Source organism: Rheinheimera pleomorphica (assembly GCF_011634895.1).
Taxonomy (GTDB): domain Bacteria; phylum Pseudomonadota; class Gammaproteobacteria; order Enterobacterales; family Alteromonadaceae; genus Alishewanella; species Alishewanella pleomorphica.
Genome location: NZ_SIRR01000012.1, coordinates 229,793 through 247,554 on the forward strand (window position 1 = coordinate 229,793; position 17,762 = coordinate 247,554).

At 49.5% G+C, this 17,762-nt stretch carries 16 protein-coding genes; 6 read left to right on the plus strand and 10 right to left on the minus strand.

The window, feature by feature from the left end; all coding sequences use genetic code 11:
- Window positions 1–41 precede the first annotated feature (41 nt).
- Window positions 42–2,420 carry a phosphoenolpyruvate synthase gene (gene ppsA / locus EYB30_RS14195; RefSeq protein WP_166839560.1) on the minus strand — a complete coding sequence of 793 codons (2,379 nt, stop codon included), beginning with the start codon at window positions 2,418–2,420 and terminating at the stop codon, window positions 42–44.
- Between the two features lie 136 nt (window positions 2,421–2,556).
- On the opposite strand from ppsA, the gene ppsR reads away from it, so the two are divergent.
- Entirely contained in the window at window positions 2,557–3,366 is an 810-nt protein-coding gene (gene ppsR, locus EYB30_RS14200) for a posphoenolpyruvate synthetase regulatory kinase/phosphorylase PpsR (protein WP_166839561.1), read from the plus strand.
- A 14-nt stretch (window positions 3,367–3,380) separates the two neighbouring features.
- Here ppsR and EYB30_RS14205 read toward each other — a convergent pair whose 3' ends face one another.
- The 3 genes from EYB30_RS14205 to EYB30_RS14215 all read right to left on the minus strand — a co-directional run bounded on the left by EYB30_RS14205 (window position 3,381) and on the right by EYB30_RS14215 (window position 6,430).
- Window positions 3,381–4,442, minus strand: coding sequence for a 2-dehydropantoate 2-reductase N-terminal domain-containing protein (locus EYB30_RS14205; RefSeq protein ID WP_166839562.1), 1,062 nt, complete (start codon window positions 4,440–4,442; stop codon window positions 3,381–3,383).
- Between the two features lie 22 nt (window positions 4,443–4,464).
- Window positions 4,465–5,814 carry a class II 3-deoxy-7-phosphoheptulonate synthase gene (locus EYB30_RS14210; RefSeq protein ID WP_166839563.1) on the minus strand — a complete coding sequence of 450 codons (1,350 nt, stop codon included), beginning with the start codon at window positions 5,812–5,814 and terminating at the stop codon, window positions 4,465–4,467.
- Window positions 5,815–5,941: 127 nt separating this feature from the next.
- Entirely contained in the window at window positions 5,942–6,430 is a 489-nt protein-coding gene (locus tag EYB30_RS14215; RefSeq protein WP_166839564.1) for a low molecular weight protein-tyrosine-phosphatase, read from the minus strand.
- Window positions 6,431–6,568: 138 nt separating this feature from the next.
- On the opposite strand from EYB30_RS14215, the gene EYB30_RS14220 reads away from it, so the two are divergent.
- Window positions 6,569–7,246 carry a response regulator transcription factor gene (locus EYB30_RS14220; protein ID WP_166839565.1) on the plus strand — a complete coding sequence of 226 codons (678 nt, stop codon included), beginning with the start codon at window positions 6,569–6,571 and terminating at the stop codon, window positions 7,244–7,246.
- Here the strand turns inward: EYB30_RS14220 and EYB30_RS14225 are convergent.
- Genes EYB30_RS14225 through EYB30_RS14245 form a run of 5 tightly spaced genes read right to left on the minus strand, consistent with a single transcriptional unit; the run spans window position 7,213 to window position 10,724 of the window.
- On the minus strand, window positions 7,213–7,995 hold the full coding sequence (locus EYB30_RS14225; protein ID WP_166839566.1) for a CsgG/HfaB family protein: 783 nt from the start codon (window positions 7,993–7,995) through the stop codon (window positions 7,213–7,215). The two genes, EYB30_RS14220 and EYB30_RS14225, sit on opposite strands and share 34 nt — an antisense overlap.
- A 2-nt stretch (window positions 7,996–7,997) precedes the next feature.
- Entirely contained in the window at window positions 7,998–8,381 is a 384-nt protein-coding gene (locus tag EYB30_RS14230) for a curli assembly protein CsgF (protein WP_166839567.1), read from the minus strand.
- 2 nt (window positions 8,382–8,383) lie between these two features.
- Window positions 8,384–8,785, minus strand: a complete 402-nt coding sequence (locus EYB30_RS14235) for a curli production assembly/transport protein CsgE (protein WP_166839568.1) — start codon at window positions 8,783–8,785, stop codon at window positions 8,384–8,386.
- A gap of 46 nt (window positions 8,786–8,831) precedes the next feature.
- Complete coding sequence (locus tag EYB30_RS14240; protein WP_166839569.1) at window positions 8,832–10,310, minus strand: hypothetical protein; 1,479 nt, start codon at window positions 10,308–10,310, stop codon at window positions 8,832–8,834.
- 21 nt (window positions 10,311–10,331) lie between these two features.
- Window positions 10,332–10,724 carry a curlin subunit CsgB gene (locus EYB30_RS14245; protein WP_166839570.1) on the minus strand — a complete coding sequence of 131 codons (393 nt, stop codon included), beginning with the start codon at window positions 10,722–10,724 and terminating at the stop codon, window positions 10,332–10,334.
- A 295-nt stretch (window positions 10,725–11,019) separates the two neighbouring features.
- Between EYB30_RS14245 and EYB30_RS14250 the strand changes: the two genes are divergently transcribed.
- The 4 genes from EYB30_RS14250 to EYB30_RS14265 all read left to right on the plus strand — a co-directional run bounded on the left by EYB30_RS14250 (window position 11,020) and on the right by EYB30_RS14265 (window position 17,455).
- Entirely contained in the window at window positions 11,020–13,503 is a 2,484-nt protein-coding gene (locus tag EYB30_RS14250) for a S8 family serine peptidase (protein ID WP_166839571.1), read from the plus strand.
- A gap of 156 nt (window positions 13,504–13,659) precedes the next feature.
- Complete coding sequence (locus EYB30_RS14255) at window positions 13,660–14,568, plus strand: AAA family ATPase (protein ID WP_166839572.1); 909 nt, start codon at window positions 13,660–13,662, stop codon at window positions 14,566–14,568.
- Window positions 14,556–15,524: a DUF58 domain-containing protein gene (locus EYB30_RS14260; RefSeq protein ID WP_166839573.1), complete on the plus strand. Its 969-nt coding sequence runs from the start codon at window positions 14,556–14,558 to the stop codon at window positions 15,522–15,524. The genes EYB30_RS14255 and EYB30_RS14260 overlap by 13 nt, the downstream gene beginning before the upstream one ends.
- Window positions 15,518–17,455, plus strand: a complete 1,938-nt coding sequence (locus EYB30_RS14265) for a transglutaminase TgpA family protein (RefSeq protein WP_166839574.1) — start codon at window positions 15,518–15,520, stop codon at window positions 17,453–17,455. Before EYB30_RS14260 ends, EYB30_RS14265 begins: the two co-directional genes overlap by 7 nt.
- On the opposite strand, the gene EYB30_RS14270 is transcribed toward EYB30_RS14265, so the two are convergent.
- Window positions 17,429–17,677 carry a TIGR02647 family protein gene (locus EYB30_RS14270; RefSeq protein ID WP_166839575.1) on the minus strand — a complete coding sequence of 83 codons (249 nt, stop codon included), beginning with the start codon at window positions 17,675–17,677 and terminating at the stop codon, window positions 17,429–17,431. The genes EYB30_RS14265 and EYB30_RS14270 overlap by 27 nt on opposite strands.
- Between the last annotated feature and the right edge of the window lie 85 nt (window positions 17,678–17,762).

Sequence of the window (17,762 nt, forward strand, 5' to 3'; positions counted from 1 at the left end):
CCCAAAAAAACACCCCGCTTAAGCGGGGTGTTTTTATCGCCTTAATTTTTACCGTATTTCTCGGCCAGATAGAGCCAGGTTTCCAGCACGGTATCCGGGTTTAACGATACACTGTCGATGCCCTGCTGCATTAACCAGGCGGCAAAATCTTCGTGATCTGACGGGCCCTGCCCGCAAATACCGATGTACTTACCTTTGGCTTTACAGGTTTTAATGGCCATTTCCAGCAATTTATAAATCGCCGGATTACGCTCATCAAATAAATGCGCAATCAGCCCGCTGTCTCTGTCTAAACCCAATGTCAGCTGGGTGAGATCGTTAGAGCCAATGGAGAAGCCATCAAAATATTCCAGAAACTCTTCCGCCAACAGCGCGTTAGACGGTAGCTCGCACATCATAATGACCCGCAGGCCGTTCTCGCCACGCTTTAAACCATGCTCGGCCAGCAAATCAATGACGCTGCTGGCTTCACCCAGCGTACGCACGAACGGGATCATCACCTCAACATTGGTAAAGCCCATCAAATTGCGTACCCGCTTTAACGCTTCAACCTCTAACGCAAAGCAATCGCGGAAGTCTTCAGAGATATAACGCGAGGCGCCACGAAAACCTATCATCGGGTTTTCTTCATGTGGCTCGTACTGACGGCCGCCAACTAAGTTTGCATACTCGTTTGATTTAAAATCAGACATCCGCACTATGACTTTTTGCGGCGCAAAGGCACAGGCCAATGTGGCAATACCTTCCGTTAGCTTGGCAATATAAAACTCTACCGGGCTTTCGTAACCGGCAATCATTTCACTGATCGTGGCTTTTAGCTCATCAGTTTGCGCATCAAAGTTAAGCAGCGCTTTTGGGTGCACGCCAATCATGCGGTTAATAATAAACTCGAGCCGCGCCAGACCAATACCGGCATGCGGTAGCTTGGCAAACGAGAACGCCCGCTCCGGGTTGCCGACGTTCATCATAATTTTTAAATCCAGCTTGGGCATTTGATCAACGCGGCTGCTGACCACTTTGTATTCAAGCTTGCCATCATAAATAAAGCCGGTGTCGCCCTCAGCACAAGACACGGTAACCTGCTGACCGGTTTTAATGCTGCTGGTGGCATCACCACAGCCAACCACTGCCGGTATTCCCAGCTCACGGGCAATAATGGCGGCATGGCAGGTTCGGCCGCCGCGATTGGTAACGATGGCTGAGGCGCGCTTCATAATCGGCTCCCAGTCAGGATCGGTCATATCGGTAACTAACACATCACCGGGCTGAATTTGGTCCATCTGCTCAATGCCTTTTAGCACCTTAGCGATACCGCTGCCGATCCGTTGCCCGATGGCACGGCCTTCAACCAATACCGGCGCTTTAGCCAGCAATTGAAAACGCTCCATGCTGTTGCTGTCTTCTCGGCTTTTTACTGTTTCAGGACGCGCCTGTACGATATACAGCTTGCCGTCGTTACCGTCTTTGGCCCATTCGATGTCCATCGGCCGGCCATAGTGGTTGGCAATGATCACCGCTTGTTTCGCCAGCTCTTCTACCTCGCTATCAGTCAGTGAAAACTGCCGGCTGCGCTCGGCCGCAATATCCACCACCTTTACCTGTTTGCCGTGGCCCTGCTCGCCGGAATACACCATCTCGACTTTTTTACTGCCAAGATTACGTTTCACCACCGCCGGGCGGCCAGCGGCCAGCGTGGGTTTATGTACATAGAATTCGTCCGGGTTAACCGCGCCTTGCACCACCATTTCGCCCAGGCCATACGATGAGGTGATAAACACCACCTCTTCAAATCCCGACTCGGTATCAATACTAAACATCACGCCAGATGAGGCTAAATCAGAACGCACCATCTTTTGTACTCCGGCCGATAAGGCCACTCCGCGGTGGTCGTAGCCCTGATGCACCCGGTAAGAAATAGCGCGGTCGTTAAACAGCGAGGCAAACACGTGTTTAATCGCCACAATCACTGCATCATAGCCGCGCACGTTTAAGAAGGTTTCCTGCTGGCCGGCAAAAGACGCATCCGGCATATCTTCAGCGGTAGCGGATGAGCGCACGGCAAAAGATACGTCCTGGGCGGCATCCGGGTGTAGCTGCTGATACGCTTCACGGATGGCTTGCTCTAATTCCGGTTGAAATGGCGTATCAATAACCCACTGACGGATTTGCGCACCGGCCTTTGCCAAAGCAGTGACATCATCAACGTCTAGGCCATCGAGCAGTTGATAAATGCGCTCGTTAACGCCGCTTTGTTCAAGAAATTGGTTAAAGGCATAGGCCGTGGTAGCAAAACCACCGGGTACCTGCACACCGGCATTGGCCAGGTTACTGATCATCTCACCGAGGGAAGCGTTTTTGCCGCCAACCCGGTTTACATCGTGCATCCCCAGGTTTTCATACCAAATCACAAATTCTTGCACAGTTCGTCTCCAATTTTTGTCGTATGGCGTGTAAGCTTACAGCAAGCATTACAAGGCAAGGTGATTTTACACCGCGGCCGGAATGAATTAAAACCCTAATTTTCAATGTAATTTTATAACGACAAATGGAGACATTGTGCGTACAGCCTTTTATATATCAGACGGTACAGCCATTACAGCTGAAGTATTTGGTCATGCCTTACTTACGCTTTTTCCTGCACAATTTGAACACGTTACCATACCTTTTGTTGAAACCAGTGACATGGCCGAACAGGTAAAGCAAAGGATTAACGATCGTTATAAAACAACGGGACAACGGCCGTTAATCTTTCAAACCTTTGTTGATGATACGCTGCGGCAAATCATTAACAGCAGCAATGGTGTCTGCTATGACTTTCTCAACACCTTTGTTGAACCTATTCAACGTGAATTAGGCGTTGCACCGGTGCCCAAAACCCACCGCACGCACAGCATTCATGAAAAAACCTATGATTTTCGTATCGACGCCGTAAACTTTGCGCTGGCTAATGATGATGGATCCAATTTAAAGAACTTTGATCAGGCCGATATTATTCTGGTTGGCGTCAGCCGCTCCGGTAAAACGCCGACCAGCCTGTATTTAGCCCTGCAATACGGTATTAAGGCGGCAAACTATCCTTTTGTTGAAGAGGATATGGAACAATTGCGCCTGCCTGAGGTGCTAAAACGCAATAAAACGAAACTATTTGGCTTAACCATTACACCTGAGCGTTTAAGCCAAATTCGTGAACAACGCCGCGCCAACAGCCGGTATGCTTCTATACGTCAATGCCAGTTGGAGCTGGCCGAGGTGGAAAGTTTGTATCAGCGCGAGCAGATCCCGTTTTTAAACTCTACACATTTATCGATAGAAGAAATATCAGCAAAGATCATCGCCAAAACCGGTTTAAAACGGCATAAATATTGACCTGACAACACACCTTAGTGCGCTAGCCGCCGCAGTATGTCTGCACCCGTCATACTGGTGGCCTGGCCGCTTTCCAGCCATTTTATTTGCTCAACCAACAAGCCGTTTACCGGTGTCGGAACCTGGTATTGTTGGCCCATTCTGACAACGACATCATTTAAAAACATAATTTCGGTGCGCTTGTTAGCTTTTAAGTCATGCCACATCGGTGAGTGCGCCGAGGCGTCTGTTGGTAGCATCTGTTGGCACAGGCGGCAAAAAATGAGCGTTGGTAAGCGTAATATCCATGGCAGTAAGCTGTTATTAACGCGGCTATAAGACTGCGGCTTAACCCCCGCGCGGTGACACACAGCCAACCATTCTCGCATGGCTAACGCCAGCACAGCCCGGTAATCCCTATCTGCCAATTGTTGCGGCAACGGCAAGCCGCTAATGGCATTCAGCGCCTGATTTAAATCAAGTAACAGCTTGCCGAACTCTGCGCTGGCCATGTCATCACACAGTTGCACCGCCAACTGCAGACGTGAAAAAGTACTGCTGACATAGTTAACAACAGCAAAATCATTACGCTGCCAAAACAGCGCCCCTGCTGTAGCGCGATGAAACTGCCCAGGTCGTATTTTTAACACACTAAAGGTCGCCAAAGCGCGTATCACAGGATTACTTAAGTCGTGAGACAGCATTTCGCCAACACCTACACCGTCTTGCAGCGCTACCAGCGGCACATCAGGGCGTAAAAAATGCTTTAGCTGCGCTAACATGGGTACCAGGGCTGTGGCTTTTACGGTCAGTAATACCAGATCACACTCAATCAAACTGTTTAGCGAGCTATAAAATGCTATCGGCTGAGCAAAATAGGTATGATGCGTACAGGAGGTTACGCTTAAACCATGAGCTGCCAGTTCTAAAGCGGTGGTTTCGCGGCCGAAGAATTTAACCTCTAATGCGCTGTCCTGACACAGATGCGCGCCCAGGTAGCAGCCTAGCTTACCGGCGCCAACAATACCGATACAATAACGCCGGCCAGCAGTGCTCTGCTGGCCGGCGTTATCTGTCACCTGAACCCCTGATTGCACTTACGCTCCTGTGAGCGCGTGATTATTTACGCGCAGTGCGTAGAGTATCGGCAATAAGGAAGGCTAATTCCAGTACCTGATCGGCATTTAAACGCGGATCGCACTGCGTAAAATAGCGTTTGCCCAGGTCGTTCTCGCTTAAGCCGTAAGCGCCACCGGTACACTCCGTTACATGCTCGCCAGTCATCTCCAGATGAATACCTCCGGCGTGGCTGCCTTCAGCTTTATGTACCGCGAAGAAATTTCGGATCTCACGCAATATTGCCTCAAAATCACGGGTTTTGTAGTCATTACTGGCTTTAACGGTGTTGCCATGCATCGGGTCGGAACTCCATACCACAGTGCGGCCTTCCTGTTGTACCCGCCGTACCAGCTGCGGCAGCTTGTCGGCCAGCTTATCTGCGCCCATACGGGTGATCAGCGTTAAACGGCCCGGAATATTGTCCGGGTTTAACGCATCAATCAGTTGTATCAACTCATCAGGTTGCATACCCGGGCCAATCTTTACACCAACCGGGTTATGAATGCCACGGAAAAACTCGATATGGGCATGATCCAGCTGGCGCGTGCGCTCGCCAATCCATACCATGTGCGCCGAGCAGTCATACCAATCACCGGTAAGAGAATCACGCCGGGTTAAGGCCTCTTCATAGTTCAGCAGCAAGGCTTCATGTGAGGTATAAAGCTGGGTTTCGCGAATTGATGGCGAGTTTTGTCCGGTAATACCGCAAATTTCCATAAAACGCAGCGCTTCCTGAATACGCTGCGCCACATCCTGATAACGGTCTTTCAGCGGGTTCGACTCAACAAATCCCAGGTTCCATTTACTGACCTGATGTAAGTCTGCCAGACCGCCCTGAGCGAAAGCACGCAGTAAATTCAGGGTAGCGGCTGAGTGATGATAGGCTGTCGTTAAACGGTTAGGGTCAGGTTGACGTGCCGCATCAGTAAATTCAAAACTGTTGACGATATCGCCACGATAACTGGGTAATGACACACCATCGATAGTTTCTAAATCACTGGAACGCGGTTTGGCATATTGCCCAGCCATCCGGGCCACTTTTACCACCGGTAAACCACCGGCAAAGGTCAATACCACTGCCATTTGCAGTAACACTTTAAAGGTATCGCGAATTTTCGGCGCGTTAAAATCGTTAAAGCTCTCTGCGCAATCACCACCTTGCAGCAAAAAACCCTGCCCCTGGGCGACCTGGCCTAACTGGCTAAACAGATCACGTGTTTCCTGGGCAAACACTAACGGTGGGTATTTGTGCAGTTGCTGTTCGACACGATGAAGTAATTGCTGATCCTTGTAGCTTGGTTGCTGTTGGATCGGCAGGCTGCGCCAGCTTTGGGGCGTCCAGGTCGTCACAATGATTTTCCTATCTCTGTTTACTTGACTAGCAAGTTATAGACTTCTGGACGTAAATTCAATGCTGGCTTTAGCATAATTTATGACATTTTTGCCACAACTGGCAAAATCGCTGCAAATTGTATATTTATTGCGCTAATTCGCGCTGATTATCCGCGACTAACTGCTGTAATAAAGCTTCGCAGCCTTGTTCAATTAACTGCAACACCAGTGCGAATCCGCGACTGCCGCCGTAATAAGGGTCAGGCACTTCGGAGATATCCGGAAAGTGGGGGTGAAAGCTTAAAAACAATTTTAGTTTATGCTGGTGCGACGGTGGGCAGCGACGTTGTAAGTGCTGCAAATTATCATTATCCATCGCCAGGATCAGGTCATACTCGGCAAAATCACTGTCTTTTACCGGTCGCGATACAATACCGGCAAAAGAGTATCCGGCCGCTTTACCCTGGCTTACGCTGCGTGGATCTGGTGCCTGGCCGCGATGTGACGCACTGGTACCGGCAGACTCCACCACTATTGGCGTTGCCAGTTGAGTCGCTTTGTGCCGCATTACCGCATGGGCTGTCGGCGAGCGGCAAATATTTCCTAAACAGACAAAGAGTATTTTTGACGACATAACTCCCCCGGGGTTATCAAAGTGGTTAATGCTAGCATGCTTTAAACAATAGGTTAAACAGTTGCATTAATATGGCGTCAGGTACAGTATATAGTGTTCAAGGACAATAGAGATACGCAGTACACAGGAGTATGTCTGATGGATAAGTTCAATCGGCTTATCGTACTCACCGAGCAGGACACTTTGCACAATCTGACATTATTAGCCCAGTCTGTCGGCATTAAAACAGAACAAAGAAGTAAAGCCGAGATGTTATACAGCGCCAGCCACAAAGCCGGTTCGCTGTTAGCCTGTCCTTATGCTAATAGTGATTTTAATAAGAAAGGCTCGTCAGCAGAACTGCATTACTTGCTGCAAAAATCGTCATTATTTTTCTTTCAGGCCGAACGCGCATTAATTGAACCGATTCAAGCGCTGCAAGCAGGTATACGGGGTGTTATATACCGTGACGAGCAACTCGATAGAGTACTTACCGCGTTAAAAACTATGATGGACGGCCAGCTATATTATGCCCGTCCGGTGATGTCAGAGCTGGTTGATCAGTTGTTGCAACAAAAAGCCAGCAGCGGTCAAGGCTCGCTACTACTAAACGACAACACCTTGCTGACCAAACAGGAAAAACGCATTATTCAACTGGTAGCCGACGGTGCCCGGAATAAAGAAATAGCAGACAAACTCAACATTAGTGCGCACACGGTTAAAGCACATTTGTCATCAATATTTCGTAAAACCCAGGCCAGAAACCGGGTTGAGCTGCTGCGTTGGTTGCAGCAGCCGCAACGTCACGAGCCTGCTGTGGCGTTCAGGCTTAACTGATCCTCAGCGCGCCAGAAGCCGCGATCCTGCCCCTGCGCTATCAGCGCAGCGACAGCAGTTTCTATCGCTTGCTTCACACAATACTGCACCGGTTCGTTGGTTGAGTACCCCCCTTCTGCCTCCGCCAGGCGATTAAGGGATACATAGCGAAACAAACCGGCCCGCAACTCTTGCGAGAACACTTTTTTGTTACTGGAGACTGACATCAAGACCTGGCCGGTGTAAACATCTATAACCCGCAGATAAACCGTAACCTGATCTTCGCGATATAACTCTGAAGCGCCGATCCCAAAGTACTCAGCACCAATGCCGCCGGTACTGAGGTTAGTTTCGTAGCCAATAATGCCACCTTCAAACAATAATCTGGCTTCTTTTAACGGCGGTAACTCAGCAGACTTTTTATTTGAACCATGAATTTTTCGCTCGGTGAGCAGGTTTTGCAGACCTTCACGCTCAAGTGGCGAAAACCAGCCGCTGTCCAGTAAAATCTGAGTCAACATCGAGGTTGCCCCTTGGGTAACGGCAGTGGAAAAGCTGGATACATTGGCCTGAGGTTTATACTGTCCGGTTTGATCGCGAAATGCATAAACTGATACCGGGATCGGGCTACGGGGTTTTCCTGCTTGCTGCAATTGCTGCATAACGGTACTGGTGCTATCAATACTGGCCGGAGAAATATTCATATCCGGCTTGGGTAATAATGAACAGCTACTAAGTAAAACGGCCACAGTGACAAACAATATTCTCATGTTCAGCCCCCTATCGCCGGTATGGTAATAACGGTGACTTCACCGGTTTGCAGATCCGTAATGTTAACGATAACGCCACCATCGGTTTCAGCACTAACTTCAACCAAAAACTCGCCGGTGTTGTACACCCCTTCAACCAGCTCACCATCGGCGATCCGCCGGGTCAGCGAATTGATAATATTACGCTCTAGCGCATCTCTAAACTTATCAACAAAGGACAGCCCTACCGACTCTGCAGTATGTTTATTCTGGCTTTGGGCCTTTTGCAGTAAAAAGTTACCGTTTAACGGATTACCACCAAAACTGGGGTTAACCGGTGTGTACACCAGTTCGGTAGCACTGACAGCACTACTGCAAAGCAATAACACCATTAATATCAGCTTCATTATTATTCCTTATTGCGCTGCTCAGACAGCTCTTCACCCACCATCTTGGCTGCCTGAATATTAGCCAGCTCGTTAACACTGAGTAATACTGCTTGCTCTGCCATTTGTTTTACATCGTTATAACGGCGGCCAAAATATGTTTGATAGATACGGTTCTGGTTCATTTCGACCCATAAAAACGTGCCTGCCTGCGGGTAAACCTGTTCATAAATTACCACGGTAACACCATCGGTTGCAGGCATATCACGCCAGTAACCAGCGTAGTAGAACGCGAAATCTTTACCAAAGCGGGAAATGGTGCGATCTAACACCAAACCACCCAATTCGATATCATCAGCGAAGGCCGGGCGGGACACCGTGCACAGTAAGACACACAGCAAGAGGTTAAGCAGAGACTTTATCATACTTCATAATACGCCAGAGGCGGCAGGCACCGCCTCTGGCAACGGCTTAGTTCTGTACAACAATGGCGGTATTAAAATCGCCAACCTGAGTAACCGACATGATATTGCCGTCACCCGCCTGACTCCCTAATACCAGGTTGTCATTACCCTGCTGCGATACCGCCAGTACCCCGTTGTTACCCGCCACCGCAAAGTAGCCATCATCACCAGCAACCCAGTTGCCTGCGCCGTTTTGCAGGATTTCGATAGTGTTGCTGTTACCGGCAAGTAAGATGTCGACCAGGTTAATATCACCATTTTGCTCCAGCGTCATTGCGTTGCTGCTAACAGCAACATCACTGGTCACCAGTACTTCATTGGCATCGCCAGACTGATCGACATAAATGTCGTTGTCGTCACCTAGCACATCAACCAGCGCAAAGTTATCGTCGCCAAACTGCTGCAGCTCGGCCATATTGCCACTGTCAAACAAGCCTGCTGCTGCAATATTGTTATCACCGCGACTATAAATACTTGCTCTATTGTCTGTACCTGCTAACACCACTTCACTGCTATTAGCCGCGCCATTTTGCCGGATCTCAACGTTATGACCATCGCCGTCTGTAGCAAATACGGCGTTGTTTAAATCGCCACGCTGCCAAACATCAATTTGGTTGTCGTTTCCAACCAGTCCCAGCGGAGCAGAGATTATATTGCCGTCACCATCTTGTTGGATCAGTACCAGGTTTTGCTCCCCTACCAGCGGGTCCAGTAAAAACTCATTACCATTACCCTGCTGCCAGATATCAACCAGATTGTCATTACCGGCAACATCAAAGGCGATAAAGGCGTTACCGTCGCCTTGCTGCAACACAAAAAAGCTGTTGTTGTCGCCCGTCAAACCAACTACACCACCTACGTTAGCGTTGCCAAATTGTTCTGATTCAAAGCTATTTCGGTTACCGGTAAGGTTAAACATACCGGCTTCGTTGTTGTCACCTTGTTGTACGCTGTACAAGGTGTTGTCGTTGCCGGAAAAACCGGCGTTAGACCAGTTAGCAATACCTTGTTGCTCCATTTCAGCAACATTACCATTACCGCTCAGGTTAATAATGGCTTCGTTAGTTTCGCCTGTTTGCACAACAACAGCATCGTTGATATCACCACCTACTACTATTTCAGCGGTATTATAAAAACCATCCTGAGTCACGGTTGCGGTGTTTTCGTTGCCGGCAATATCCGTGTAGGCAATATGCCAATCAGCCTGTTGCTCAATACGGACCTGGTTGTCATTGCCGCTGACATAATTATAGGCTTCAAGCCAAACACCGTCCTGACTGATAGCAGTGTTATTTAAGCTGCCGCTTTGCTCAACTACCGCCAGATTAATATCACCGCTTTGCGACACTTCTGCCAGGTTGCCTTCAGCTGCGGCAACAGCACTTTGATTGATAATGGTCTGGTTGTCAGCAGCCAACGCCGGTCCGCTAACAATTAGCGCTATTGCCAACCCCAACATATGCTTGCGTGGAAAAGTAAGATTCATGAAATTCTCCCTAATTTATTATTAGTATTGAATAATCGAAATTTCAGCACCGTTACCGGACTGCTCAATGGTAAAGTGCCGGCTACCCCATTGCTCTAGCTGGATCAGGTTGTTACTGCCATTTTGAATGATCTGAGCAGAGTTGTTATTGCCAAACTGAGCTATCTCAGCTTGATTAGCGAAACCGGTTTGCTGCAGTACTAAATGATTCAACACACCTTGTTGTAGCAACACCGCATAATGCCCCTGGCCGGATTGCATCACATCGGCAACATTTAAATTGCCCAACTGTGTGATATCAACTCCATTTGCCAGTGCATGTCGCTCCAGTAAAGACGTGAACTGCACAGAAACATCAGCGGTACATGCGCCGCTGAACAGCAGTGCTGTTGCAAACAGTCGCCATTTCGTCATTTTTATCACTATGATTCCCTAGTACTGTGGTGACGAAAAGCTAGGCTAAAGCACCGACAAATTGAAGCAATAGGACGAAATAACTAATTTATATATTTATAATTAATTATATGTAAATAATATATGCCATTTAAATTAGTAGGTTAAGAAATTCAATTAACATTAACCCTGCCAAACCACCTAATCCTTTCGGACTATTTTTGCAAAATAGTTTAAACAGTGTTACCAAACGTGCTATCCATAATTGTGCTAAAAAATAAGCATATATTTAACATTTTATTAAATGGGGACAGTTATGAATAAAAAGAAAATGCTGACCGTCGCAATAGCTGCGGCACTGTTATCCACACCAGCGCTAACGTCTGCCGCCGCTACAGATGATAAAGGTGCCATTCTGGTGATGTTTAAACCTGGCGTCTCCAAGCAGGAACGGGAAACCTTAATAAAGCAAAATGGTGCCAGTTTACGGCAACTGGATGCTCAAGGTCGCGATATGAAGATGCGTTACGTCGCCGACGGCCGCATTGTGAAAGTACAAGTACCCAAAGGCATAGATCGTGACCGCTTGATTAAAAAGCTTGCTGCCAACCCGGCGGTTGAGGTGGCAGAGCCGGATTTTCCACTCAAAGCATTGGCAACACCTAACGACCCAAGCTTTGGCGACCTGTGGGGCTTACATAATACCGGCCAGGCCGGTGGTACTGCCGGCGCTGATATTAAAGCCGTCGATGCCTGGGATGTCACCACTGGCAGCCATGATGTGATCATTGGCGTGATAGATACCGGTATGGATTACAACCACCCCGATTTAATTGCCAACCGCTGGGAAAATCCTGGTGATCTGCCCGGCAGCACTTACGGTTATTCGACATTGAATGCCGAACAAGACCCAATGGACAGTGATAGCCACGGTACCCATGTAGCGGGTACTATTGGTGCCTCTGGTGATAACGGCGTTGGTGTCGTCGGCGTTAACTGGAACGTTACGATACTACCTTGTCAGTTTCTTGGCCCATCAGGCGGCAGCACTGCAGGCGCTATCGAATGTATTAACTACTTTACCGATTTAAAACTGAATCACGGTGTTGATATCAAAGCCACCAACAACTCTTGGGGCGGTGGGGCTTTTTCTGAAACCCTCAAAGCGGCCATTGAGTCAGGCGGCGACGCCGGCATTTTATTTATTGCAGCATCAGGTAATGACGGTGGTAACGCCGATTCTGCGCCGATGTATCCTGCCGCGTACGATCTGGATGTCATCGTATCCGTGGCATCTACCGATAGAAATGATGCCATGTCAGGTTTTTCTAACTATGGTTTAACGTCGGTTGACCTGGGCGCACCGGGCTCAGCAATTTTGTCGACAGTGCCGGGCAACAGCTATGCGACCTACTCCGGAACCTCAATGGCGTCACCGCATGTCGCAGGCGCAGCCGCATTATTGTGGTCTGTAAACCCCGATTTAACGGCGCTTGAGATGAAAGCCATTTTAATGGACTCGGGTGACAGTTTACCGGCACTGGAAGGTAAAACGGTATCCGGTAAACGACTAAACCTGGTAAATGCCTTAGTTGAAGCAGATCCGACCCCCTCCTTTAAACTGTCTCTGACACCACGCAATCAGCAGATCACCGCCGGTGACGCAGCGCAATATACGCTGGATATCGGTAATGTTGCCGACTGGACCGGTGAAGTGGCTCTGAGTGTTGCGGTTGAACCGCAACTGGATGGTGTTAGCCTGTCAGCCGCTACAGCGCAGCCGGGTCAGTCATTAACGCTGGATGTCGCAACAACTGCTGATACTGCCTGGGGTAGCTATCAGTTCACCATTACCGGTACTGATAGTGCAACCGGTGAACTGGTTAAATCAGTTAATGCCAGCTTAAGCGTGTTACCACAAGGCCTGCAGGATTACGACTACAGTAACAGTACGCCAGTGGCTATCCCGGATAATAATGCCGATGGTATCAGCAGTGTGATTAACGTACCACAAGTTGGCACTGTGTTTGGTGCTGATGTCGGCGTGAACATTACCCACACCTGGCGTGGCGACTTAATCGTTAAATTGCGCTCACCACAAGGCACTGAGCATACTTTGCATAACCGTGCCGGTGGCAGTGAAGATGACCTAGTGCAAAACTGGCAAACCGACGCCTTTAACGGCGAAACGATGCAAGGTGACTGGACTTTACTGGTGTCAGACAATGCCGGCTTAGATACCGGTAACCTGAATAGCTGGGATCTGACCCTGACGGCATTATCTGATGATGACACGCCGCCGGGCCCGGTTGCGCCAGTGGCTGATTTTAGTTTTACCAGCAACGGCCTTAGCGTCAGTTTCACTGATCTGTCCAGCGATGCTGATAACGATATCAGCAGTTTAAGCTGGGACTTTGGCGATGGCAGCAGCTCAACTGAGGCGAATCCTAGCCACAGCTACGCCAGCAGTGGCAGCTATAATGTTAGCCTGACAGCAACCGATGCCACCGGTCTTAGCCATACCAGCAGCAAAATGGTAACCGTTGCCGATGCCGATGTTGATTTGCAGCTAAGTCTGCATCGCTCTATTCGCACCCGTACCGGCTCAACAATCGTTGACCTGCGCTGGACCGGCAGCAGCGACAATGTTGATTTATACCGTGATGGCGCGCTGATAAATACGCTCGATGGTAGCGGCCGTTATCGTGATCGGTTTAACTCACAGGCCGTATCAGTAACCTATAAGATCTGTTTAGCCGGTACTGATGCGTGTTCAGCTGATTTAACGGTAAACTTTTAAGCCGATAGCAGCATAATGATTCAAGGCGGCTTCGGCCGCCTTTTTTTATGGTTGCAGTTCTGCTGCACACGGGTACTATTACCCAATAACATCGCATCCTCAGCTAACGCTTTGCCGCCGTGGCAGGTAATGCTGGCCCGGCAGTAAGGAGAAACCGTGTTTACCCAATTGCACAGTGTCGAACAAAGCCTGAATCAGGTGATCTTAGGTAAAAGCAGTCAGATCCGTTTGGCACTTTGCTGCCTGCTGGCAGAGGGACATTTGTTACTGGAAGACTTACCCGGCATGGGTAAAACGACTCTGGCTCATGCGTTGGCCAACAGCCTGGGGCTAAGCTACCGCCGCGTGCAGTTTACCAGTGATTTGCTGCCCGGTGATTTGGTGGGGATGAATATTTATGATGCCCGGTCACAGCAATTTCATTTTCAGGCCGGCCCGGTATTCAGTCAGGTATTGCTGGCGGATGAAATTAACCGGGCCAGCCCGAAAACTCAAAGTGCCTTGCTCGAAGCAATGGAAGAGAAGCAAGTGTCAATTGACGGTGAAACCCGTAGCTTACCAACACCGTTTTTTGTCATTGCAACGCAAAATCCGTTGTTTCATGCCGGAACCTCCGCCCTGCCCGAGTCACAGTTAGATCGCTTTATGTTCCGGTTATCGCTGGGCTTTCCTGATCGTCAGGCGGAGCACCAGTTACTGCGCCATGACAGCGGCAACTCGCGCCTGACATTATTAACAGAACAATTAGATACCGAACAATTAAGGGCGCTGCAACTGCAGGTACCTCAGATAACCGTATCGGACGCTTTACTGGATTACCTGTTAGCACTGGTTAACAACAGCCGTCAGCGCAGTGATATGCTGCCATTGTCGCCCCGGGCGTCCAAAGCGATATTGCGCGCCGCTAAAGCACATGCGTTAATAAATCAACGTAACTATGTCACTGCAGACGATGTGCAACGTGTGTTTCCTCATGTTGCCGAGCACCGGCTGGACCCATCATCCTCGGCGCAGGACAGTCGTTTAAGCCAACTGTTACTGCAACAAACACCATGCCTGCTCTAGCAACGCTAAAACAACGGCTACACCAGCGCTACTGGCAACTAATCAGTGTTTATCTGGATAAACGCCAGCCGGCCAGCAGCAAAGTTAAACTGGTACAAAGACTGATTTTTATTTTACCTACCCGTTATGGCTGGTGGTTTTTATTGCTGATTGTCTTACTGTATTTGCTCGGCACCAACTATCAAAATAACCTTATCTTGTTAACCTGTTATCTGCTTCTGAGTGTGTTTTTACTCTGTATTGTGCTTTGTTATCAGAATCTTAGCGGTCTGACATTACATTGCCCGGTTGCCGCTGAAGGCTTTGCCGGTCAGCCAATTTATATCAGCATAGGCCTGTCGTCAGACAACAGCAGCGCTGACGCCCATGTTATGCTGAGTTTACATTTTGTCGGACAGGCACCACAGCCGCCACTTGCAACTTTATGCAGCACAGTTAATCTGGCCATTAGTAATACGCAGCGCGGAAAGTATCGTTTGCCGCGGCTTAAAATCAGCAGCCAGTATCCCTTTGGTTTATGGCGCGGCTGGAGTTATGTTGCGTTAGCGCAAGACTACTGGTTGTATCCCTCGCCCGATGGCCAGGTCAAGCGCGATCTTAACGCCAGCGCTGGTACGAAGGAACAACATGCAGTGCAGCAACATGGCGATATATTAGCACCTTACCGTCACGGCGACAGTGTTCGTCACCTGATCTGGAAACGGCTGGCACGCGATCCGGCTAACCCCGTGGTACGCGAGCAATTAAGCGCCCCTGAAGCAGAGCCCAGCTGGGTGATTATACCGCCGGCATCCGGTGAAGCCTTAGAGCGGGCGCTCAGGCAAGGCTGTCGCCAACTGTTAGATCTGGAACAATCCGGGCAGCAGTACGGTGTCAAACTGCCGCATCTGACAATAGCGCAGTCATCAGGGCCACAGCAATTACAGCGCTGCCTGCAGGCATTAGCCTTATGTTGAAACAAAAGCCTTTACTAATGCTGTGGTTAGCCATTCAGCTGTCGCTGTTGATATTGTTACAACAAGCTTTTACCTCGTGGATAAGTGCAACCTTTGCCGCTTTACTGCTGCTGCGATTACTAACAACATGGCGGGCAAAAGAAACCTTAAGCCTCAAATGGGTTAATGTACTGGCGGCCGTGCTCACCCTGGCTCTGCTGCTAAACCTGAAGCAAGCCGGTGTACTGCATTTTATGTTACAAATTTTGCTGCTGGCGGCCATATTACGTTTACTGGCACTGCAGCAATTGTACGAGGCCAGGCAGTTAGTCTGGGTGCATTATTTTTTGTTGGCCAGCTGCTTTATTTTGCACCAGGACATGCTGCTTGCCGCATTTATTATGTTGGTGCTGATGGGCAACCTGTACAGCCATTTTTTGCTGTTTTCGCCCGCGGGTATTCACCTTAAATGGCAGCGTGTCAGCCGCGCCGCGCTGATAATCTTACCGTTGTGGCTGGCAATGTTTATGTTGTTTCCGCGTTTAGCACCATTCTGGCAAATCCCCACCGCCAATGTTGCCAGTACCGGTCTTAGCGATACGTTGGATCCGGGCAGTATAGAGCAACTGGTGCAGGATAATAGCCTGGCATTTCGGGTTGAGTTTAGCGCTGACATTCCAGCGCGGTCGCAGTGGTACTGGCGCGCAAGACTGTATGAAGACTTTGATGGCCGCCGCTGGCAGGTTAATCCGCTGCGCAGCCGCTCAGGCAAAGATGGCTCTGTTACAGAGCGTTCGCCTGGCAGTGCGACAGCGCAATATCGTGTTATTGCAGAAGCCAGCCAGCAGCGTCATCTGTTTGCGCTGGCAACGCCGGTAAGCAGCAGCAACAATGTCGCTATCGCCGCAAGCGGCCTGGTTAAAGCAGTTAAACCCGTAACGCAGCGCACCAGCTACCAAATTAGTAGTGTGTTGCAGCCGGTTAAGCAGCAGTCTGATGAAGAGCTAACAATTAATTTAACGCTGCCGGAGGGTAATGAACAAACCCGGGCTTTTGGCCGCCAGTTAGGCCAACAGTTTCAGCAAACGTCTGCTTTGGTAGCGGCAATAACGGCGCATTTTCAGCAACAACCTTATTTTTACAGCCTGACACCACCGCCGCTGGGGGCAAACAGCGTAGACCAGTTCTTGTTTAATACCCGTACCGGCTTTTGCAGCCATTATGCCTCTGCAGCGGCAGTAATATTACGTGCCGCTGGCGTGCCGGCGCGCGTAGTGGGAGGCTATCAGGGCGGAGACTGGCACCAGCAGCAAGGCTATCTGGCAGTGCGTCAACGCGAAGCCCATGCCTGGGTAGAATATCTGGATAACGGTAAGTGGCAACTGTTTGATCCAACGGCGGCGGTAGCGCCTGAACGGATCTTATCCAGTCTTGATGCAGTGCTCTCTGCTGAGCAGCGGCAACTTCTAAACCCCGGCTGGCGTAAATTTGCATTGCTACAGACGTTAAGTTTGCAACTTATGCACCTGGATTACTACTGGTCTGTTTGGGTATTGGGGTTTGACGATAACAACCAGCGTCAGTTGTGGCATCAGCTGAAACAACAGTTAACCCGTTATGCTTACCCGCTGTTGGCGGTGATCAGCTTGCTGCTGTGCGCCGCCGCCTGGTATCTGTTACGCCCTGGCGCTGTCACGGCTCAGCCTGAAGCAAGCCGCCTGCTACAACAGGCATTAGCTGGCATGGTAAAACAAAAGCCGGCACAGCAATCACTGTCAGCATGTTTGCGACACTACGCCAGCCAGCACCCAACAGACCGCAACTGGTTGCAGCAGTTGACCGACAGCTATGAGCAGGCTGTTTTTAATAACGATGCAGCGGCGCTTCGCTTGCTAAAACAGCAACTAAAGCGCCACCGGGCAGATTTAAGACGCTTGCAAAGGCGCGTTTAAAATACGTAGCGCCGTTTGCAAGTGCTCGGCACAGTGAATGCCTAAATCAGTCAGGTAACCACCATCTTCCTGTGTTACCAGCCCTTTAGCATGTAAACGTTTAATGGCGGCAAGGGTATCTGCATCGGCAGATTGGTGTACCTTTATCCCTTCCATGGCACTGTCTAAGTTGAACAAAGTTAACACCCTGATTTCAGCATTAAGTTGCGGCGATATCGGCATAGGTAAGCTCCTGCTCTGTTGTTTTACTCAACATAGCGCTCCTGACGCTAAAAGCAAAGCATTGCAGCGAAAAACTGCAGCAGGC